This is a genomic window from Chryseobacterium oryctis (genome assembly GCF_025971925.1).
GTDB lineage: Bacteria > Bacteroidota > Bacteroidia > Flavobacteriales > Weeksellaceae > Chryseobacterium > Chryseobacterium oryctis.
Genome location: NZ_JAPDHV010000001.1, coordinates 417,350 through 437,857 on the forward strand (window position 1 = coordinate 417,350; position 20,508 = coordinate 437,857).

A 20,508-nucleotide genomic window follows, 5' to 3' on the forward strand; every position below is an offset into this window, starting at 1 on the left:
TATATATTTTCTTATCAAAAACACAACAAAACAACAAATTAACATTTAAAAACAAAATAAAAACAGCATATACATAATGATTTCAATAAAGAATTATTAAAAAAAGTGAATTTAATTTATTTAATTTTAAAGTATATGAAAATTATAGACTATTAATAATAATATAATTCACATTTTTTTGAATTTATTTTTTTATATGCACAACATAATAATTTACCTTACAGGTGTTCTTAATTCACCATATCCTACCAAACCATCATAATTTCTTCCAAAAGGTGCATAATACATAAACGCTTGATACAGATTTTCTGTCTGCCAAAAATTCCCGTTTACTTCACCCAAGTTCATACTTCCATTAGCTTCTTTGGTAGCTAAAATATAATTGTAAAAACCTTGCTTCAAAAATATTTTAGCAACGTATCTTTTACTTTGATCATCATATTGCATCTGATATTCTTTGCTAGGCTTAAAATCATTAAAACCACCTAAAACATAAATTTCTTTATCTACAGGATCAGATTCCAACGAAAAATATACCCAGGAATAGTCTGCCTCTCTTTCAGCATTTCTTTCAATTCCCAAATCATTTCTTCTGTAATACCAGGCTCCGTTTACATCCGGTTGATATTGATAATTGAGAGGAAAAGCCCAAACAGGATGAAGATAAGTATAATTTACCCCATCTTTTACCTCAACAGAATATACCATATCTGCTGCCATATTCATGTTTTTATTATCAAAATAATAGAATTCGTTATTTCCTGGGAAAACAAGGTTCATTTGTTGAAAAAGAAGTTTATTTCCTAATGTTGAACTTGGTTTCAAATTATTAATTACCATATTCGGGTTATTATTCTGCATCACATTTACTGTGATAGAATTTACATTAGAAGACAAATTATTACCTTTTGCAACCGCTTGAACCTCTACCCTTTGGTTTACATTGGGATTTCTAGCATCTGAAAACCTAGAAACATTTAAGGCTAATGTTACATTATCTTCCACTACATAGAACCTTCTTTTGAAAAGAGGTTTTTCGGCGGAATCTTTATAAACAATCAATTCAAAATTCCCTGAAATTTTCGGCTGCATCTTATCATTAGGAAAAGTCAACTTATAATGTGTATAAGGCTGTAAAGTATTGAAGGAGTATTCAAATCTATCCAACAAACCATTCAAACTTCCATTGGCAAACTCTGTAAAAAAAAGATTGTCATCCTGCCAATTTCTATTATAGTGCTTCAATGTATATCTGTATATCTCACTAGAATTACTAAGATCATCGAAGCTTAATACCAATTGCTGATTAAAATTAATCACTGGTGTTTCATCATTCGTCTGAGGATTGAAGAGTTGTATACTTTGGATTTTTTGACCCAAAACCAAACCACTTAAAGACAGTAAAAATAATTGCAAAGTTTTCATTAATACGAAGATAGCCAAAAAACATCATTTTCTTAATAATATCGTATTTTTGATAAAAAAATATTCAGATTATGCTTCAGATTCAAGGTTTCGTATTCAATTTTGCAAGCGAAAACACTTATATACTTTATAATGAAAACAAAAATGCATGGCTTATCGACCCAGGAAACATGAATGAACAAGAAACTCAGGCAATTGATAATTTTATCACAGAAAAAGAGTTGAAGATTCAGAAAATCCTTTTAACTCATGCTCATATTGATCATGTTCTGGGGTTACAATGGGCTTTTGATAAATTTAAAGTACCTGTAAATATGCATAAGGAAGACAAAGAGGTTTTGGATATGCTTCAGGCAAGTGGCGTAAGATTCGGTTTTAAAGTTGATCCTGTAAATGTAGAGATTGAATACATCAATGAAGGAGATGAGCTTAATTTAGATGGGGAAAAATTTAAAATTTATCACGTTCCTGGACATTCTCCAGGGAGTGTTGTATATCATAATGAACAACAAAAATTCATGATTTCTGGTGATGTTTTATTTGAAGGAAGCATTGGAAGAACCGACCTTTACAAAGGCAATTATGAACAGTTAATTGATGGAATTAGAACAAAACTTTTTGTATTAGATGATGAAACACAAGTTTTCTCGGGACATGGAAACCCTACAACCATTGGTTTTGAAAAACAATACAATCCGTTCTTTAAATAATATGAGTATAGCTTTTTAATTATAATTTATTGATTTTTCTTGCAGGAAACATCTCAGTTTTGTCTCAATTTCATATGTGAAATGAGTAATTTATTTATGAATTTTAAAATGAACGCAAAGATTTTTACTATCAATGTGTTTTATTTTAAGAGAATAAAGATTCGGGCAAATAAATTTGCCTGATAAAGCGCTTGCTTAGCCGCCTTCGGCGGCACTCTTTGCTTTCTTAAATAATATTCTAAACAATTAAATCTTTGCGATTATTCTATAGCAGTTCAATAGTAAATATTGATATTATAACATTTATTATCAAGTATTTATATATTTTTATTATTGCTTTCTTATACCTAATTCAGATTAAAAAAAATAAACAAAACCGCATCATTTGTATGAAGCGGTTTTTGTTTTTTGGAAAGTATCAGTTTAAAAATCTAAAGTAATAGACGCTCTTGCCGCTGCTCCCATAATAGGTCTTGCCATAATAATACCTTCACCAGATGGCGAACCTGCTCTTGGGTCTCCTTCTGTAATACCAATTGTATTGAAGATATTGGTTCCGTCAACTGCAAATCGTATTTTTCCTAATTGATAAGACATTCCCGCTCCTACTTCTGTAAAAGAAGGTAATGTTTGTACATTCATTTCATCTTGGAAACGTTTTCCATAATAATTCATACTTACATAAGCTCTCCAAGATTTTGTGATATTCACTGCTGGAGAAATATTAAAGTAGAATTTCGGCATTCTTCTTACAGTATTTCCTTCTAAAAGACTTCCTGCCTCCAAGTTTTTATATTTTGGATTCTGAATTGTTCCGTTGAAAGTAACTTCTAATACATTATTAAACAATCTTGCAAAACCTTCTATCTCAACTCCATAATTTTGAGTATTTGCGAATGTATTTTCTGAAGTTCCGTCTGAGAAAATATCTGTAAATGAAAGGTTTTTCAATGTAGAATAGAAAGGAATCACCGCAACATCAAAATTACGAGAGTAATATTTGTATCCAACTTCTAACTGATTGGTTGTTACAGACTCTAAAGGCTGAGTTTGATTTGATGATGAGAAATAATTGTAATACGCTTCTTCATTTGGAGATCTGAATCCGTGAGAGAAACGAGCATAAACAGCATTTTCTCTATTAATTTTATAATTTGTTGCTAAAGTATAAGATACCTTATCGATATTATAGTTCCAATAAGTATATTTTCCACCTAAAACACTCATATTATCATCAGCTGTGGTCGTTGCAAAACTATGTGTTCCATCAGTTGTTAATCCTGAATTATTCAGATTGGCATTGGTTGTATTGGCAAAATTTCCTTTATAAAAATCGTGACTGTAACGAATTCCTCCATTGAAACTCAATGCATCTGTAACGTTATAATCTAAGTTTACATATAAATCATTTAAACTTCCTTGTGTTTGGGTATCTCTTTGTAAGAAAGTCATATCCATCACACCATTGTACGTCTTAGAATAACCTATATCGGTTGGATCTAAATCAGGATTTACCAAATTCAAAAGTTCTGGTCTGTCTGTTGCTGTTGCCAAGATATTGCTCCAGTTCCAGTATTGATGAGATTTCCAATTAGATTTATAGAAACCAGCTGTAACATTTCCTTTATCGAATTTATAACTGAATTGTAAATCGTTTACAAAATTATTCATCTGTTTATCAATTGCCCAGAATCCTAATTTTTGAACATAAGCTGGATTTACCACCGCTCCATTACTTACTAGTGAATATTGATAATTACTCATTCCCAATCCTCCATCTTTAACAGCATCCGTAGCCCATTCTGCTGCATTTTTAGGACCTCCTGCAGGGAAAATGCCAGTGTAATTCATATTAATATCCGTATATCTCGTTTTATTGATTACACTGATATTACTTCCTAAATCATATTTAAACTCTGCTCCTAAAACATCTACTTTAGGATGAATTCCATCTTCTAAATTTCTGCTGAAAAATCCTCCTCCAGCTTGAGGAATATTCAACTGGCTAATTCCTCTATAGCTGTATGTTCCGTAATTAGGGTCAAAACCTTGGAAACCTTTCAGCTTGTCTCCATCTTGTAACAAAGGAATTGGTAAAAAGAACGTATTTCTATCGTCTAGTTTTTTATAATATACTTTTGCATATCCTTTATCGAAACCATATTTTAAATTCATACGGATTTGTCCTCCATTATTAGCTTTAAAACCTGTTTTTCTAATTCCGTCATCTGTTCTATAAAAACCTCCTACATTGAAAAATAATTTATCCTGAACCAAAGCTCCTCCTACATTAAGGTCGGCTCTCATCAGTCCATAAGTACTTGTTTCTAATTTTGCTGTCCCTTTAAAATCGTTACCTCCTTCTTTTGTAATAAAGTTAATAAGACCTCCGGGAGAGTTTGTAGCATAGATAGAACCAGAGCCTCCTCTTAAGGCTTCTAATCTGCTCACTGAATTATCTACACGGAAAAAATTATCCGCATTGGCAAACTGTAAAGCTCCATCTTCAAAAACTGGCAATCCATCTTCCTGAACCTGTACAAATTCATAAGCTCCCGCAGAAGGAATACCTCTTGCAAAAAGGTTATTCCCTACTTCTCCACCAGAAGTTTCAACGGCAAAGCCCGGAACTCTTTGTAATAGTGCAGCTGCACTTATCGGGTTTTGTTTCTGAATTTCTTTAGCACTGAACGTAGAAATCGCTGTACTAGATTCTATTTTCTTTTTCGGGTTTGAATTTCCCGTAATAACAACCTGCTCAATTGATGCCGACCTTGTGGAATCCTGTGGAGTTTCCTGAGCATACGCATTATTAAAATAAAGCGTAGCCACACCGGCCATTAGGAATATTGTTCTTTTTTTCATAGTGATATGAATTTATATAGTTAGTTTAAATATTTTTCAGTTTGAGATATACTCCGTTTGTCCATCCGAAACCATCCTGATTCGGATATTCTCCTCCTCCTGCAATGGTTTCTTTATCAAAAGCATTATATTTTTCCATCAGTTTTCCTGTATTATTGTAAACCCTTTCTACATTTGAACACCAATTATTCCTGATTTTTTCAGCCAAATCATCAAATCCGTAATTTTTCATTGATTTATAACCTATCCATTGATAAGGAGCCCAAGCATTTGGAAAATCCCACTGCTGTCCTGTTCTTTGGGTAGTTGTCACCAATCCTCCTTGATATAAAAATTTTTCAGCGATGTGCTTAGCAACAGATTCAGCTTGTTTTTCATTTGCCAACTCCAGGAATAAAGGATAAAGAGCAGCAATATGTTCAGACGATGTTTGTGTGTGTTTTTTTAAGTGATAGTCCTTATAAGTTTGAACGTTTTTGTCCCAAAAATATTTCTCTATCATTTGTCTTCGAGTTGCTGCTCTTTCAACGAAATAATTTTTATTTATTTCTAAATTTTGAAGTTCTGAAGATTTAGCTAATGTTTTTTCCAAATTCCATAAAAGGCAATTCAAATCTACTTCTGCTAAATTCAGAGTTTCAATTGTTTGTATATTTTCTCTGTCTGCAAACCATCTGCTGGAAAAATCCCAACCAGATTCACAGGCACTTCTTATATTTCTGTAAAATTCTTCTCCCAAAGCATTTTCACTATCTTCAATATCAATCAAATAGCTTTCGGGACGAGGTGTGTTTTCAGAATCGTAATATCTGTTTAGAATGTCTCCATCTTTGGTTTTCACAACTCTTTTTATGCTTTCTCCGTTCTTCAGTTCTTTCTCTCCATCCATCCAAAAAGCGTATTCTTTTTCTAAAGCACTGTGATATTTGATGTAAATACTTTCATCTTTTGTCGTTTCAAAAAGCAAGTCTAGCATCAAAGAAAAATATGGCGGTTGCGAACGACTCAGAAAGTGAGTTCTGCTTGCATTGGGAACAAATCCAACATTTTGGATCAAATAAGAACAGTTTTCAATAATATTTTCCATCATTTCTACACGTCCCGAAACCTGTAATCCGAGCATGATGAAATAGCTATCCCAATAAAAAAATTCGTTGAAACGACCTCCCGGAACTATATATGGCTTTGGAAGTTTTAATAAAGTTCCTTTTTCTTCGTAAGCAGTTCTTGTAAGTTCATCCCAAAGTTTTTCAATATGCTCATCAATAGGCAACTTATATTCTCTCTCAATTGATATTTTGGCTCCTAAAAAATCAAAATTTTCAAGAATAAAATCTTTTAAGTCAAAACTTTCCTTCTGTTTTTCACTTTCATATTTCTCATTAATTGCTGAAATCGAAAATAATGGAACAGCATCCGTCATCATCTTTTGGTCATCAAAAATCTGAGACCTTTGCACATCATCAAAAAGTGACTGAATTTCATTGATGTAAAGCTGATTCTTCATTTTATTTTTTAGGATTTATCTTTAATTTATTCATGAAAATTGCTGAAATCATCAACAACGTAAGAGGAATTAGGGATAGGTAAAAAGCCTGTTGCCCACTAAACTCCTGAAATACGAAACCTGTAATTATAGAACCAATTGTTCCGCCAATTGCAGAAAAAACTACAATCAATCCGGACATTGCACTATGCAAATATTTTGGAATCGACGCCAAAATCACCGAATTAATACTCGGATAAATCGGAGCAAGCAAACCGCCCATTAATGGAAATAAGTATACCACGAGCGGAGCTTGTAACCAACTTGTACTTGCGTCAATATGAATGTTATGTGTTAAGGGTAAAACTAATAATATGCTAATTGCAAAACCAACGACACAGAAAGAAACAACATAAATCCAGCTGAATCTTTTTGAGAAAAATCCTGACAAAAACCTTCCCAAAGCAAAAGCTCCCGCCAAAACTGCTCCCGCCTGAATACTCATTGAAGTTGGTAATTTTAAAATTTCTTTATAAAAAGTAGGTGTCCAGGTCTGAAAACTCTGCTCTACCAAAACAAACAAAAAAGCACACAATAAAAAGAAAAGCACTTTTTTGTAGCTAAATAAGCTGATGCTGTTTTTAATATCTCCCAATAAATCTGTTTTTTCACTTTTTGCTTCTTTTTCATCCAATTTTGAAAACATTAGAAAAAGAAACGACAAAGCAGAAAGTCCTCCTAAAACCCAATAAGCATTCAACCAATGAGTAGATTTCGGATTATGGTCATCTATGAATAAACTGAATAAAACATTTCCCATCAATACACCAATCATAAAAAAGCCTTCCAAATATCCCATAAAACTGGAGTGCTCTTTATCTGTATTGGTTACCAATCCTATAGAAGTAAAAACAGAAATTTTTATCAGTGCGAAAGAAACTCCAACAATCGTAAATAGTAATTTGAAAAACCAGAAATCATTGGAAAAAGGCATTACAAAACACATACAGCTTACCAAAGCCAATGCGATAAGCATAGAGTTTTTGATACCAATTTTTGGTAAAAAAGATGCCAAAATAAATGAGCAGATGGCAATCGGTAAATCTTTGAAACCTTCCAAAACACTTGCTTGTGATTTTGAAATTCCGAAGTTTTGCTGTACCTGTAAAATTACAGTTCCTACAGAATTCAAAAGAATCGCAAAAACGAAATAATTTAAAAATAAAACTGCCTTAATATTGAAATTCTTCATCCAACTAATTTCTTGGTGTCTAAGATATATGCATTTGAGTTAACGTTTATTTAACATTATAAATCAATATTTGAACTATATTAATATATTTATTATTTTAGTAGATAAAAATTGATTAACTAAATGAAAGTTACTTTTGAAAGGGTAATTCCTGATGAGAAAAGCTCATTCCGTACAATTCACAACAACTCCCCTATTTCAGAGTTTAAATGGGAGTATCATTATCATCCGGAAATTGAACTCGTATGTGTGATTTCCGGAAGCGGAACACGTCACGTCGGCTATCATAAAAGCAATTACACCAACGGAGATTTGGTATTAATAGGCTCAAATATTCCTCATTCAGGTTTTGGATTAAATTCTATTGACCCACACGAAGAAATCGTTCTTCAATTCAGGGAAGAAATTTTGCAGTTTCCTCAGATGGAAGTAGAAGCCAATTCTATCAAAAACCTATTAGAATTGTCAAAATATGGAATTCATTTCCACAATAAGGTAAAAAAGGCAATGCTTCCGAAATTAAAATTAGTATTGGAATCAGAAGGCTATAAAAGATATTTGTTGTTGCTTGAAATTTTGTTTGAGCTTTCAAAATGTACAGATTACGAACTTTTGAATAAGGAAATCATGCCTTACACCATTATTTCGAAAAATAAAACCCGCCTTGAAACAATTTTCACTTATGTTGAGCACAACTATGATAAAGAAATCAACATCGAAGACGTTGCTAAATTAGCCAATCTGACTTTACCCGCATTTTGCAATTTTTTCAAAAAAGCGACTCAGATTACCTTCACCGAATTTGTAAATCGCTTCCGCATCAACAAAGCATGTTTGCTTATGGCTCAGGATAAAAGTATTTCCGAATGTAGCTATAGTTGTGGATTTAATAATGTAACGTATTTCAATAGAATGTTTAAAAAATACACCGAAAAAACACCTTCCGAGTTTATGAAAAATTTTGCCCACAATAAAGTAAATGTTGATTTGCAGGTTGAGAAAGAGGTGAAAGCTACTTTTTAAAATATTTGTTTCATCTGCAAAACCAATTAATAAAAAAAGCCGTTCAAACGAACAGCTTTATACTTTTAGAAAATGGGTTAAATTATTTCCATTTGATGTTACATCCCATACTTGGTCTTTGAATTTCTTCCTGAGGTTCACCCAATAAAAGATTTTCAAAAGCAATAATTAAATCCTCACCCGTAACATCTTTGTTATTTCCTGGTCTGGAATCATCCATTTGACCTCTGTAAATCAAATCCAGTTTTTCATCAAAGAAATAAAAATCTGGTGTACAAGCTGCATCATATGCCTTTGCAATCGCTTGACTTTCGTCATATAAATATGGAAAATCAAATTTTCTTTCAATCTGAAATTCAATCATTTTTTCAGGAGAATCATCAGGATATTTTTCTACATCATTAGAGTTAATGGCAATAAATTCTATTCCTCTTTCATTATAATCTTCATACAATTCATTCAATTTATCAATCACATGAAGTACAAAAGGACAATGATTGCACATAAAAATTACCAATGTTCCTTTTTCACCTTTCAAGTCATCTAATGACTGAATTTCATTGCTTTTTGAAGGGTTCGGAAGCTCAAAAAAAGGTGCTTTTGTACCCAAGGCTAACATATTTGAGGGAGTATTCATATCCTTATTTATTTGTTCACAAAGATAAAGATTTCTTTTATTAATAGTCTATTCGGTAATTTATAAACTTTCGTTAAATGTTAAATTTTACAATTCGTTTGGAAGTTACATTCAAAACTTTGTAATTTTGCTAACACTGTTAGTAAAAATATCATGGGGTTACATGAACGTCGCCAAAGAGAAAAAGAATCTATACGTGCAAGTATCTTGCAGGCGGCTTTCAATTTGGCTAAAACAGAAGGATGGGCTTCTCTTTCGATAAGAAAAATTGCCGATGCTATTGAGTACAGTGCTCCTGTTGTTTATGATTATTTTGAAAACAAAGAAGCTATTTTATTTGAAATTTCGTTAAATGGCTTCCATAATTTACATATAGAATTATTAAAAGCCCAGAAAAAGCACGATACTCCTGAGGAACAACTCAAGGCAATTGTAGATGCATACTGGAATTTTGCTTTTAATAATAAAGAATATTATCAATTAATGTTTGGTTTGGGAATGCAATGTTGCGGAAAAGGTATGATGAAGGAAGAATTTTCTTCATTTCAGGATATGATCTATGAATGTACCGGCGAAATTATTAAGAAGAATGGTTCAAATCCTGATAACGCTTGTCATATGTCTCACGCATTGTTTTCGGCAGTTCATGGTTTGATTTCAATTATGATGATGCGTAATGATGATATCCCTTCTACGATGAATAAAGAAACTCTTGACGAAACGGTTTCTTCTTTCATTAAATCTTTGTAAATTTTTTTTAAACTAAAAATTAACAACGTTAGGAAATTTAACACCAATTTTTATTTATAAACATCCTTTTCAACAAAAAAAACTAATAACCATTTATAAAAGCGACATGAAATTATTATAATGCAAATTTGTCATCAAAAATTAACACCGTTAGCTAAATTAACACGTAATTAATTCATATAAATTAACATTCAAAAACATTTCAATCATGGAAATATGTACCTCTATAAAAAATTAAAAATTTTTGAATTTTTTTTAAACTTAAAATTAACACCGTTAGGGAAATTAACAGAATTCAAATTAAACAAATACTACTTAATCTAACACTTTATTAAAAATAAACTAAAATGAAAATCCTCGGAAAAACAAGGTTTATCATACTTATATCAAGTATTATCCTTTTACAAAACTGTACAAAAGCTGCAGAAAACCCAAATACCGCACCTCCTTCTCCAGAATTACCGGTTTATACAGTAATTACTTCTCCAGCTACAACATATCAGGAATTTCCGACTGCATTAGAAGGAAAAAACAATGTAGAAATAAGGTCTCAGGTAGACGGTTATTTAGATAAAATTTATGTTGAGGAAGGTTCTTATGTAAGAGCAGGTCAGCCTTTATTCAAAATAGATTCAAGAGCTTACGGAGAACAAATGAATATGGCACAGGCAAATTTACAAGTAGCCAATGCCAACATTCAAAAAGCTAAAGTTGAGGTTGATAGACTAGAACCTCTTGTTGCTGCAAAAGTAGTTTCTGAAGTACAACTGAAAACAGCTAAAGCCAATTATACAGCCGCAGTTGCAGCCGCTTCACAAGCAAGAGCTTCTGTTGGTGGAGCTAAAATCAATGTAGGATTTACAACAATAACAGCTCCCGTAAGTGGATATATCGGAAGAATTCCTTATAAAAAAGGAAGTTTGATTTCCAGAACAGATCCTAATCCGTTGACATTATTATCGGATATCAGTGAAATTTACGCTTATTTTTCTTTAAGTGAACTCGATTTTATTGCTTTTCAAAACAAATATGAAGGAGCAACTTTAGAAGAAAAACTGAAGAATATGCCGATGGTAGATTTGGTGATTGCAGACAATAGCATTTACCCTGAAAAAGGAAAAATGAGTATTGTAGATGGGCAATTTGACAAAACAACAGGAGCAATAAGTGTTCGTGCTGTTTTTCCCAACAAAAACGGAATTTTAAGAACAGGGAATACAGGACGTGTTCGCATGCCTCAATTATTGTCTAATGTAATGGTAATTCCACAAGAATCTACATTTGAAATTCAGGACAAAACTTATGTCTACATCGTAGGAAAAGACCTGAAAGTAACCAGCAAACCAATAAAAATATCCGGAAAAACAGAAAGCTATTATTTTATTTCCGAAGGATTAAAACCTGGCGAAAAAATCGTTTATACAGGAATCGGGAACTTAAAAGACGGAGCTTCAATCAAGCCAAAGCCAATTTCTTCTGATAGTTTGTTACATGTAAAACCTTTATAAGAAATATCTATTCAAACAGAAGACAAAAAATAAACTTCTTATGTTAAAACAATTTATAGAAAGACCTGTACTTTCCACGGTCATCTCCATTATATTATTGCTATTGGGAATCTTATCGGTTTTTAATCTTCCGATTACATTATTTCCTGATATCGCACCGCCAAGTGTTCAGGTAACAGCATTTTATCCAGGAGCAAATGCTGAAGTAGTAGCTCGTTCTGTAGCAACCCCGATTGAAGAAGCAGTAAACGGAGTTGAAAACATGACTTATATGACTTCAAACTCAAGCAACGACGGAACAATGACTTTGAGTGTATTTTTCAAACAAGGTTCTGATGCTGATAACGCTGCTGTAAATGTTCAAAATCGTGTCTCAAAAGCAATGAGTCAGCTTCCTCAAGAAGTAACACAAGCTGGAATTTCCACTCAAAAGGTTCAAAATAGTTTCATAATGTTCATGGGATTATACAGTGAAGATCCTAAACAATACGATGAGCTTTTCCTGCAGAATTATATGAAAATCAATATTATTCCGCAATTACAACGTATTCCCGGTGTTGCTCAGGCTCAGGTTTTCGGAACTAGAGACTATTCAATGAGAGTTTGGCTAAAACCAGACCGACTTGCAGCTAATAATCTTTCGCCTCAGGAAGTTTTGAATGCCATAAAAGACCATAATCTTGAAGCCGCTCCCGGACGTCTGGGACAAGGAAGTAAAGAAACCTATGAGTATATATTGAAATACAAAGGCAAACTCAGCAAAAATGAAGATTATGAAAATATAGCCATTAAAGCGAATAATGATGGTTCGTTTTTAAGGTTAAAAGATGTTGCAAGAGTTGAATTTGGTTCTTATACCTACACTGCAGCAAATAGAGTTGACGGAAAACCTGTATCGGGTTTTGCCATTCTTCAAACAGCTGATTCAAACGCAAACGAAATCTTAACTGAAATTGAAAAACAGATTGATGAGTTTAAAACGACTCTTCCAAAAGGTGTAAAACCCATCGTCATGTATAACTCAAAAGATTTCTTAGATGCGTCTATTCATCAGGTTGTGGAGACTTTGGTTATTGCATTTATTTTAGTTTTCATCGTTGTGTATATTTTCCTTCAGGATTTTAGGTCTACATTGATTCCTGCAATCGCTGTTCCTGTTGCAATTATCGGTACATTTTTCTTCCTACAGCTATTTGGTTTTAGTATCAACATGCTTACATTATTTGCTTTAGTTCTTGCCATCGGTATTGTGGTAGATGATGCAATTGTTGTTGTGGAAGCAGTTCATTCTAAAATGGAACAAACAGGTATTCCCGTAGAACAGGCAACTATGAACTCTATGAGTGAAATATCAGGAGCTATTATTTCCATCACTTTGGTAATGTGTGCGGTATTTATTCCGGTTGGTTTCATGCAAGGTCCTGCAGGTGTTTTCTATAGACAATTTGCTTTTACGTTGGCAATAGCGATTTTAATTTCTGCAATTAATGCCTTAACATTGAGTCCCGCTCTATGTGCCTTATTTTTAAACGATCCTCAAGGAGAACATGGAGAACACGGTCACAAAAAAGGATTTGGCTCTAAGTTTTTCAATGCATTCAATGCAAGTTTCAACAACCTAACAAAAAAATATATTTATAGTGTAAAATTTTTAATTAAAAATAAATGGATAGCTGTAGGTGGCTTAGCCATCATTATTGCAGCAAGTGTCATTTTGATCAAAAAAGCTCCTTCAGGATTTATTCCGACGGAAGATCAGGGATTCGTTTTGTATGCTGTAAATACTCCTCCCGGAAGTTCATTAGAAAGAACTAATAAAGCTACAGAACAAATAGATAAAATTATAAAAGGTGAAAATGTTGCAAAACATCTTTGGGTTGCAGATGGGCTAAACTTTATCAGTAATGCTAACGCATCTCCTTATTCTGCAGGTTTTATTAAACTTAAAGATTATGAAGATCGTGGTGATATGAAAGATCCAGACCAAATTGCCGCAGCATTAACAGGAAAAGTTGCGCAAGTAAAAGATGCCAACGCTTTCTTTTTCAATTTCCCAACAGTTCAGGGATTTGGTAACGTTTCTGGGTTCGAATTTATGCTTCAGGACAAAACGAACAGTTCTTTTGAGCAGTTAGGAACAACAACACAAGCGTTCATCGGAGAATTGATGAAACGTCCCGAAATTGCATTTGCATTTACAACTTATGCTGCAGGAAATCCTCAATATACCATTGATGTAGACGCAGATAAAGCAAATCAGTTAGGAGTTTCTGTTTCTGAACTGATGCAGACCATGCAAATTTATTACGGAAGTAGCTTTGTTTCAGATTTCAACAGATTTGGGAAATACTACAGAGTAATGGCTCAGGCAGATATTCCTTATCGTACGGACGTCAATTCTCTGGAAGGAATTTATGTTAAAAATAAACTCGGAGAAATGGTTCCTGTAAAAACATTGGTAAAACTAAAAAGAACTTTCGGTCCGGAAACAGTGACAAGAAACAACTTATTTAATGCAGTTACCATTAACGGAACTCCTAATCCGGGATATAGTACAGGAGATGCCATTAAGGCTGTAGAAGAAGTTGCAAAGCAATCTTTGCCGAGAGGTTACGGATATGAATGGACAGGAATTACCCGTGAAGAAATAAAAACTGGCGGACAAACTGCTTTCATTTTCTTTTTAAGTATTCTGTTTGTGTACTTTTTACTAGCGGCTCAATATGAAAGTTACATTCTTCCTTTTGCAATTATTTTGACTGTTCCTACGGGTATTTTCGGAGTATTTGCTTTTACTGGATTAGCCGGAATTGATAATAATATTTATGTACAAGTAGGATTAATCATGCTTGTCGGATTATTAGCAAAAAATGCCATTCTTATTGTAGAATTTGCCGTTCAAAGAAGAAAAGCAGGAAAAACATTGATAGAATCTGCACTTCAGGCTTCAAGACTACGTTTGAGACCTATTTTGATGACCTCATTTGCATTCATTATCGGTATGCTTCCTTTAGTTTGGACACAAGGTGCTTCTGCAAAAGGAAATCATTCAATCGGAATCAGTACGGTTGGAGGAATGTTTACAGGAGTTGTCTTGGGAATATTCATTATTCCTGTAATGTATGTGATTTTCCAATATTTACATGAAAAAATGCCAAGTAGAAAGAAAAAAAGACTTCTAAAAGAACAAAGTTTAGTAACTCATCATTAAAATTATAGCTAAGGACTATGAAAAGAATAAAGAATATTTTACTCACTTTTATATTGGCTTTAGGCTCGGTTTCGTGCGTGTCAAAATTGGCATTCACGGAGCCTGACCTTCAGCTTCCGGAAAAATTCCAATATACAGCGACTGCTGATACAGCAAGTGTTGCCAATTTGGAATGGAAACAATTTTTCAATGACCCGATTTTACAAAATCTGATTGAAAAGGGAATTAAAAATAATTACGACTTACAAATTGCTTTAAAACAACTTGCGTCCTCACAAGAAAAATTGAAACAGGCAAAGTATCTTCAATATCCTGATATTGGTTTCGGAGTTGCAGCCCAAATTTCAAAGCCTTCAAAAAATAGCATGAATGGGCAGAGTCTCAATCTATTTTTAGGTCAAAATCATGTTGAAGATTACAATGCTGCATTCAATTTGTCTTGGGAAGCAGATATTTGGGGTAAAATTAAAAATCAGCAGGAAGTTTCAAGAATGCAGTATTTGCAAACTTATGAAGCTACAAAAGCGATTCAGACACAGGTTGTCGCAGCCATTGCTCAAGGATACTACAATCTGTTGATGCTTGATAAACAACTTCAAATTGCAAAAGCAAATTTAGAACTAAGCACGAATACTCTTTCCATTACAGAAAAAATGTGGCAAAGTGGTGATACAACCTCATTGGGAGTGCAACAAGCAACAGCACAAAAACAATCGACAGAACTTTTGATTACCCAATTAGAACAAAATATCGCCATTCAGGAAAATGCTTTGAGTATTTTGGTGGGTGAAAATCCAAATAAAATTGCCCGAAGCATTGAAATGTCAGATACTTCTTTACCACAAAACATCTCAGCCGGACTTCCTGCTGCAATGGTAAGCCGTCGACCAGATGTTCGTCAGCAGGAATTGATTTTATTGGAATCTAATGCAATGATAGGAATTGCTCAGGCAAATATGTATCCTGCATTAAAAATAACTGCAAATGGAGGCGTAAATTCTTTTAGATTTGATAACTGGTTTCAAATTCCGGCATCATTATTTGGCTCTGTTTTAGGCGGAATTACTCAACCTATTTTTCAGAAAAAACAATTGAAAACCGACTTGAATGTTGCTAAAATTCAAAGAGAAAAAAATGTACTGGCTTTTCGTCAATCGGTTCTGAGTGCAATTGGTGAAGTATCTGATGCATTGGTTTCTAACGAAAGTTTAAAAATTCAGGAAGAAAAAGCAGCACAACAAGTTTCGACTTTAAAAGATGGAATAAAAAGTGCCGAGATGCTATACAAAAGCGGAATGGCAAATTACTTAGAAGTGATTACCGCTCAGGGAAATTCTTTACAGGCTGAACTCAATCTTGCGTCTGTAAAAAGACAGAGATTAAGCAGTATTGTAGATTTATACCGAGCTTTAGGAGGTGGCTGGAAGTAATTTAATTAAATTTATATTGTTTTAAAAATGCGGTCTTTCGGGACTGCATTTTTTGTTTTTCACTGTCATTCTAAAAGGAACAAAGTGAAATGAAGAATCTTAAAATAGCAGAGAAGATTCTTCCTTCGTCAGAATGACAATGAGAAGAGTTTATTTAAAATTGCTGATTAATATATTCAATCAAATCTTCAAAATCTTTTTCAGAATATCCCAATTGCAAATAATGAATATCATCAGCTTTTCTATACCAAGTTAATTGACGTTTTGCATATCTTCGGCTGTTTTTTTTGATTTCGGAAACGGCAAAATCCAAATCCCATTCTCCATCGAAATATTTGAACAATTCAGCATAGCCAACTGTATTTAAAGCTGTCAAATGCTTAAATTTTTCAAGACTTTCAGCTTCTTTCAACAACCCTTTCTCCATCATCATATCCACTCTCCTATTGATTCTGTCGTACAATTCTTCTCTTGGAGCTTCAATTCCGATTCTTATCGTATTAAAATCTCTGGAATCCTGTGAAACAGCAATTTGTTCAGAATACTTTTTATTCGTCTGCCAAATGACATCAATAGCCCGTAAAAGCCTTCTGTGATTATGAAAATCAACAACAGTAAAATATTCCGGATCAAGTTCTTTTAATATCTCCTGAAGTTTTTCAATTCCTTCGTTTTCGAGAATTTCCTGTAATTTTTTTTGATTTTCTTCATCAGCTTCCGGCAAATCATTCAAACCTTCAATTACAGCCTTCTCGTACATCATACTTCCTCCAACCAAAATGACAGTTTCATGATTTTCAAAGAGCTCGTTGAGCTTTTGTAAAGCATCTTCTTCGTACTGCCCAATTGAATAATAATCCTGAACTGAGAGATTTCCTATAAAATGATGAGGAGCTTCAGACAGTTCTTCTTCAGAAGGTGAGGCTGTTCCTATTTTCATTTCTTTGAAAAACTGGCGCGAATCGCAGGAAACAATTTCCGTATCGAAATGTTTTGCCAAATCAATTGCTAATCTAGTTTTTCCAATTCCCGTGGGACCTACTACAGAAATCAAGTTTTTCTTTTTCACTGCGCTAATTTACGAAATTGAGCTTTTATTTCTGCTTTTCGTTTTATGACTTGTATGGCCAAATTAACATAATGAAAACATGCATTGAAATGTTTATCTTTGTAGAACAATAAAAAACTATGATTTTATCAATGACCGGGTTCGGCAGAGCCGAAGATGTTTTTGAAGGGAAAAAGATTACTATAGATATTAAATCTCTGAATAGTAAAAGTTTTGATTTAAACATTAAAATTCCTTTGAGATATAAAGAAAAAGAATTTGAGATAAGAAAAATTCTTAATGACAGACTTATCCGTGGGAAAGTAGATTGCTATATCAATCTAGAAAATCTTGAAGAAACAACTGATGTAAAAATCAATAAAAACCTTATTGACTCTTACATCAATGAGCTTAAAAATGTAGCTTCTGACGGTCCTGATTTTGAATACCTGAAAATGGCCGTAAGACTTCCTGATGCAATCACCTCAAGACCTGATGAATTAACAGAAGGAGAATGGGAAGCATTGGCAAAAATAGTAAACAACGCTGTTGACCGTTTTGAAGAGTTCAGAAGAACAGAAGGCAGAACCCTAAGAAACGAGCTTGAAAAAAACATCTTAAATATTGATAAATACCTTAACGAAGTTGTTCCTTTTGAAGAAGAAAGAATAACTGCCGTGAAAGAACGCTATCAGAAATCTTTAAAAGAATTTGAAAACGTAGATGAAACTCGTTTTTATCAGGAAATGGCATACTTTACAGAGAAATTAGATATTTCGGAAGAAAAAGTAAGACTTGCTCAGCACCTAAAATATTATCAGGAAGTAATGGATAATGAAGACTTCAATGGTAAAAAACTTGGGTTTATCGCTCAGGAAATAGGAAGAGAAATCAATACATTAGGTTCAAAAGCCAATCATGCGGAAATTCAGAAATTAGTTGTAATGATGAAGGATGATTTGGAAAAAATTAAAGAACAAACGCTAAACGTTTTGTAAGTTATTAGTGATGAGTTATAAGTTTCTTTAAACAATTTGAAAATAGCTCATAATTCATAGCTCGTATTTCAACACTATAAAAATGAATAAAGTCATTATATTTTCAGCTCCTTCAGGAAGCGGGAAAACTACATTAGTAAAGCATTCTTTAGAAGCTTTTTCAGAGCTTCAGTTCTCAATTTCCTGTACTACAAGACAGCCTCGAGGAAGCGAAATTCATGCGGTAGATTATCATTTCATATCTCCCGACGAGTTTAGACAAAAAATTGCAGAAGATGCTTTTGTAGAATATGAAGAAGTTTATACTGATAAATATTACGGTACTTTAAAATCCGAAGTTGAAAAAATTTGGAATCAGGGAAAAGTTGTAATTTTTGATGTTGATGTAAAAGGAGGAATTTCTTTAAAAAAATATTTTGGAGAACAAGCATTATCCATTTTCATAGAACCACCTTCTATTGAAGAATTGGAACGAAGATTGATTACAAGAAATACAGATGATGCAGAAACCATCAAAACCCGCGTTGCAAAGGCTGAAGAGGAGATGTCTTATGCAAAGGAATTTGATAAAATCGTCATCAATGAAGATTTAGACAAAGCAAAAAAAGAAATAGAAAGTTTAATAAAAAATTTTATTGGAAATTAACCAACTGGAAACCAGAAGGTAAATCTAATTTCTGATAACCCAAAAACATTAAGGTGAACATGAGTACCGAAACATTAGAAAAAGCCAAATCTGCAATTCCGGTGAGAGGCTATTTAGACATAAAAGACCTTATCATTCCTGAGGGGGAAGAACTGGTAAAAGCTATTCTTAAACTAAAGGAAGAAAAGAATGCAGTAATCTTAGCACATTATTACCAACCCGGAGAAATTCAGGATATTGCCGATTTCTTGGGAGATTCCCTACAATTAGCAAGACAAGCCAAAGAAACTGATGCAGATATGATTGTATTCTGCGGAGTGCATTTCATGGCAGAAGCTGCAAAAATTTTAAACCCGACAAAAAAAGTTGTTCTTCCTGATACAATGGCAGGATGTTCTTTAGCAGACGGATGTTCCGGTGAAGGTCTTAGAAAAATGCGTGAACAACATCCTAATGCTCTAGTTGCAACTTACATCAACTGTAATGCTGAAACTAAAGCTGAAAGTGACATTATCGTTACAAGTTCAAACGCTGAAACGGTAATTGAATCTCTTCCAAAAGATAGACCTATTATTTTTGCTCCCGATAAAAATTTGGGAAGATATTTGTCGCAAAAAACAGGTCGTGATATGATTCTTTGGGATGGAAGCTGTATTGTTCACGAAGCATTTTCAATGGAGAGAATTGCAAAACAATTAGCCGATAATCCGGAAGCTAAACTTATTGCACACCCGGAAAGTGAAGAAGCAGTTCTAAAATTGGCTCATTTCATAGGCTCTACTTCTGCCCTTTTAAATTTTGTAGAAAAAGATGATTGTCAAAAATTCATTATCGCAACAGAAGAAGGCATTCTTCATGAAATGAAAAAAAGAGCACCTCATAAAGAATTGATTCCGGCTTTGGTTTTTGATGAAAGCTGTAATTGCTCAGAATGTTTCTATATGAAACGTAATACAATGGAAAAATTGTACTTATGTATGAAATATGAACTTCCTGAGATTATTATTGAAGAAGAATTAAGGTTAAAAGCATTGAAACCGATTGAGGCTATGCTTGACCTTTCAAAAAGTATAAAATAGTTTTTTCACATTATATTGAATATTTATTTATATTTGAAACGAATCTAAAATTATATTCTGTATGAAAAATTTGAAAAAACTAGACAGAAAAAGTCTTAAAAGTGTAAATGGAGGAACTACATTCTGTAATTTAAACTGTGAAATTCACGAAACTTGCGGAGTAGGCTGTAGTGGATATTTACAATGCGTTCCTAAAGGTCAGTACATTCCAGAAAATTGTTAAAAATAAAAATAGACTGTCTTTGAGACAGTCTATTTTTATTTAAACCATTGCTATTTCAAAATATTTTGTACATTTGTCGCTTCAATGAATTTTCTAAGAAACATATCTGATATTTCAACTCCGATTTTCTCTATTTCGGAAGTATCGTTTGTTTCTATCACTACAACTACTACGACTACCCCATAACGGGGTAAATTTTCACATATCATTATACGTT

17 protein-coding genes are annotated in these 20,508 nt (G+C 33.2%); 10 read left to right on the top strand and 7 right to left on the bottom strand.

The genetic code is table 11. The features are described 5' to 3' along the window. Positions 1–213: 213 nt before the first annotated feature. A complete protein-coding gene (locus tag OH806_RS02080) occupies positions 214–1,425 on the bottom strand; it encodes a type IX secretion system plug protein (RefSeq protein WP_264742323.1) in 1,212 nt (403 codons plus the stop codon). 71 nt (positions 1,426–1,496) lie between these two features. On the opposite strand from OH806_RS02080, the gene OH806_RS02085 reads away from it, so the two are divergent. Further along, positions 1,497–2,135, top strand: coding sequence for an MBL fold metallo-hydrolase (locus tag OH806_RS02085; RefSeq protein WP_264742020.1), 639 nt, complete (start codon positions 1,497–1,499; stop codon positions 2,133–2,135). Between the two features lie 423 nt (positions 2,136–2,558). Here the strand turns inward: OH806_RS02085 and OH806_RS02090 are convergent, their stop codons facing one another. Genes OH806_RS02090 through OH806_RS02100 form a run of 3 tightly spaced genes read right to left on the bottom strand, consistent with a single transcriptional unit; the run spans position 2,559 to position 7,738 of the window. Beyond that, the gene (locus tag OH806_RS02090; RefSeq protein ID WP_264742021.1) at positions 2,559–5,000 is read right to left on the bottom strand and encodes a TonB-dependent receptor; all 2,442 of its coding nucleotides are present in this window, start codon (positions 4,998–5,000) and stop codon (positions 2,559–2,561) included. A gap of 25 nt (positions 5,001–5,025) precedes the next feature. Continuing rightward, entirely contained in the window at positions 5,026–6,507 is a 1,482-nt protein-coding gene (locus OH806_RS02095; protein ID WP_264742022.1) for a trehalase family glycosidase, read from the bottom strand. 1 nt (position 6,508) lies between these two features. Next, entirely contained in the window at positions 6,509–7,738 is a 1,230-nt protein-coding gene (locus tag OH806_RS02100) for an MFS transporter (protein WP_264742023.1), read from the bottom strand. A gap of 123 nt (positions 7,739–7,861) precedes the next feature. Between OH806_RS02100 and OH806_RS02105 the strand changes: the two genes are divergently transcribed. After that, positions 7,862–8,761 (top strand): AraC family transcriptional regulator, encoded by a 900-nt coding sequence (locus tag OH806_RS02105; protein WP_264742024.1) that lies wholly within the window; start codon positions 7,862–7,864, stop codon positions 8,759–8,761. 82 nt (positions 8,762–8,843) lie between these two features. On the opposite strand, the gene OH806_RS02110 is transcribed toward OH806_RS02105, so the two are convergent. Continuing rightward, a complete protein-coding gene (locus OH806_RS02110; protein ID WP_264742025.1) occupies positions 8,844–9,398 on the bottom strand; it encodes a thioredoxin family protein in 555 nt (184 codons plus the stop codon). A gap of 153 nt (positions 9,399–9,551) precedes the next feature. Here OH806_RS02110 and OH806_RS02115 point away from each other — a divergent pair, with 153 nt between their 5' ends. From OH806_RS02115 to OH806_RS02130, 4 genes are all read left to right on the top strand, one after another. Then, a complete protein-coding gene (locus OH806_RS02115; protein WP_264742026.1) occupies positions 9,552–10,148 on the top strand; it encodes a TetR/AcrR family transcriptional regulator in 597 nt (198 codons plus the stop codon). A 347-nt stretch (positions 10,149–10,495) separates the two neighbouring features. Continuing rightward, on the top strand, positions 10,496–11,656 hold the full coding sequence (locus tag OH806_RS02120; protein ID WP_264742027.1) for an efflux RND transporter periplasmic adaptor subunit: 1,161 nt from the start codon (positions 10,496–10,498) through the stop codon (positions 11,654–11,656). A gap of 40 nt (positions 11,657–11,696) precedes the next feature. Next, entirely contained in the window at positions 11,697–14,867 is a 3,171-nt protein-coding gene (locus OH806_RS02125; RefSeq protein WP_264742028.1) for an efflux RND transporter permease subunit, read from the top strand. Positions 14,868–14,884: 17 nt separating this feature from the next. Then, positions 14,885–16,297, top strand: a complete 1,413-nt coding sequence (locus tag OH806_RS02130; RefSeq protein ID WP_264742029.1) for an efflux transporter outer membrane subunit — start codon at positions 14,885–14,887, stop codon at positions 16,295–16,297. Between the two features lie 154 nt (positions 16,298–16,451). Here OH806_RS02130 and miaA read toward each other — a convergent pair whose 3' ends face one another. Next, a complete protein-coding gene (gene miaA, locus OH806_RS02135) occupies positions 16,452–17,366 on the bottom strand; it encodes a tRNA (adenosine(37)-N6)-dimethylallyltransferase MiaA (RefSeq protein WP_264742030.1) in 915 nt (304 codons plus the stop codon). Positions 17,367–17,497: 131 nt separating this feature from the next. Here miaA and OH806_RS02140 point away from each other — a divergent pair, with 131 nt between their 5' ends. From OH806_RS02140 to OH806_RS02155, 4 genes are all read left to right on the top strand, one after another. Continuing rightward, positions 17,498–18,343, top strand: a complete 846-nt coding sequence (locus OH806_RS02140) for a YicC family protein (protein WP_264742031.1) — start codon at positions 17,498–17,500, stop codon at positions 18,341–18,343. An 82-nt stretch (positions 18,344–18,425) separates the two neighbouring features. Continuing rightward, positions 18,426–18,989, top strand: a complete 564-nt coding sequence (gmk, locus tag OH806_RS02145) for a guanylate kinase (protein WP_264742032.1) — start codon at positions 18,426–18,428, stop codon at positions 18,987–18,989. A gap of 59 nt (positions 18,990–19,048) precedes the next feature. Continuing rightward, the gene (nadA, locus tag OH806_RS02150) at positions 19,049–20,068 is read left to right on the top strand and encodes a quinolinate synthase NadA (RefSeq protein WP_264742033.1); all 1,020 of its coding nucleotides are present in this window, start codon (positions 19,049–19,051) and stop codon (positions 20,066–20,068) included. A 61-nt stretch (positions 20,069–20,129) separates the two neighbouring features. After that, positions 20,130–20,291: a bacteriocin-like protein gene (locus tag OH806_RS02155; protein WP_264742034.1), complete on the top strand. Its 162-nt coding sequence runs from the start codon at positions 20,130–20,132 to the stop codon at positions 20,289–20,291. A 50-nt stretch (positions 20,292–20,341) separates the two neighbouring features. On the opposite strand, the gene OH806_RS02160 is transcribed toward OH806_RS02155, so the two are convergent. Further along, on the bottom strand, positions 20,342–20,500 hold the full coding sequence (locus OH806_RS02160; protein WP_264742035.1) for a hypothetical protein: 159 nt from the start codon (positions 20,498–20,500) through the stop codon (positions 20,342–20,344). Positions 20,501–20,508 lie beyond the last annotated feature (8 nt).

What these genes read in the sequence shown, in the direction of transcription:
- OH806_RS02155 (WP_264742034.1), top strand. Translation starts at nt 20,130, where the DNA reads ATGAAAAATTTGAAAAAACTAGACAGAAAAAGTCTTAAAAGTGTAAAT.
- OH806_RS02085 (WP_264742020.1), top strand. Translation starts at nt 1,497, where the DNA reads ATGCTTCAGATTCAAGGTTTCGTATTCAATTTTGCAAGCGAAAACACT.
- OH806_RS02080 (WP_264742323.1), bottom strand. Translation starts at nt 1,425, where the DNA reads ATGAAAACTTTGCAATTATTTTTACTGTCTTTAAGTGGTTTGGTTTTG.
- OH806_RS02125 (WP_264742028.1), top strand. Translation starts at nt 11,697, where the DNA reads ATGTTAAAACAATTTATAGAAAGACCTGTACTTTCCACGGTCATCTCC.
- OH806_RS02110 (WP_264742025.1), bottom strand. Translation starts at nt 9,398, where the DNA reads ATGAATACTCCCTCAAATATGTTAGCCTTGGGTACAAAAGCACCTTTT.
- OH806_RS02105 (WP_264742024.1), top strand. Translation starts at nt 7,862, where the DNA reads ATGAAAGTTACTTTTGAAAGGGTAATTCCTGATGAGAAAAGCTCATTC.
- OH806_RS02115 (WP_264742026.1), top strand. Translation starts at nt 9,552, where the DNA reads ATGGGGTTACATGAACGTCGCCAAAGAGAAAAAGAATCTATACGTGCA.
- gmk (WP_264742032.1), top strand. Translation starts at nt 18,426, where the DNA reads ATGAATAAAGTCATTATATTTTCAGCTCCTTCAGGAAGCGGGAAAACT.
- OH806_RS02090 (WP_264742021.1), bottom strand. Translation starts at nt 5,000, where the DNA reads ATGAAAAAAAGAACAATATTCCTAATGGCCGGTGTGGCTACGCTTTAT.
- nadA (WP_264742033.1), top strand. Translation starts at nt 19,049, where the DNA reads ATGAGTACCGAAACATTAGAAAAAGCCAAATCTGCAATTCCGGTGAGA.
- OH806_RS02140 (WP_264742031.1), top strand. Translation starts at nt 17,498, where the DNA reads ATGACCGGGTTCGGCAGAGCCGAAGATGTTTTTGAAGGGAAAAAGATT.
- OH806_RS02095 (WP_264742022.1), bottom strand. Translation starts at nt 6,507, where the DNA reads ATGAAGAATCAGCTTTACATCAATGAAATTCAGTCACTTTTTGATGAT.
- OH806_RS02160 (WP_264742035.1), bottom strand. Translation starts at nt 20,500, where the DNA reads ATGATATGTGAAAATTTACCCCGTTATGGGGTAGTCGTAGTAGTTGTA.
- OH806_RS02120 (WP_264742027.1), top strand. Translation starts at nt 10,496, where the DNA reads ATGAAAATCCTCGGAAAAACAAGGTTTATCATACTTATATCAAGTATT.
- OH806_RS02100 (WP_264742023.1), bottom strand. Translation starts at nt 7,738, where the DNA reads ATGAAGAATTTCAATATTAAGGCAGTTTTATTTTTAAATTATTTCGTT.
- OH806_RS02130 (WP_264742029.1), top strand. Translation starts at nt 14,885, where the DNA reads ATGAAAAGAATAAAGAATATTTTACTCACTTTTATATTGGCTTTAGGC.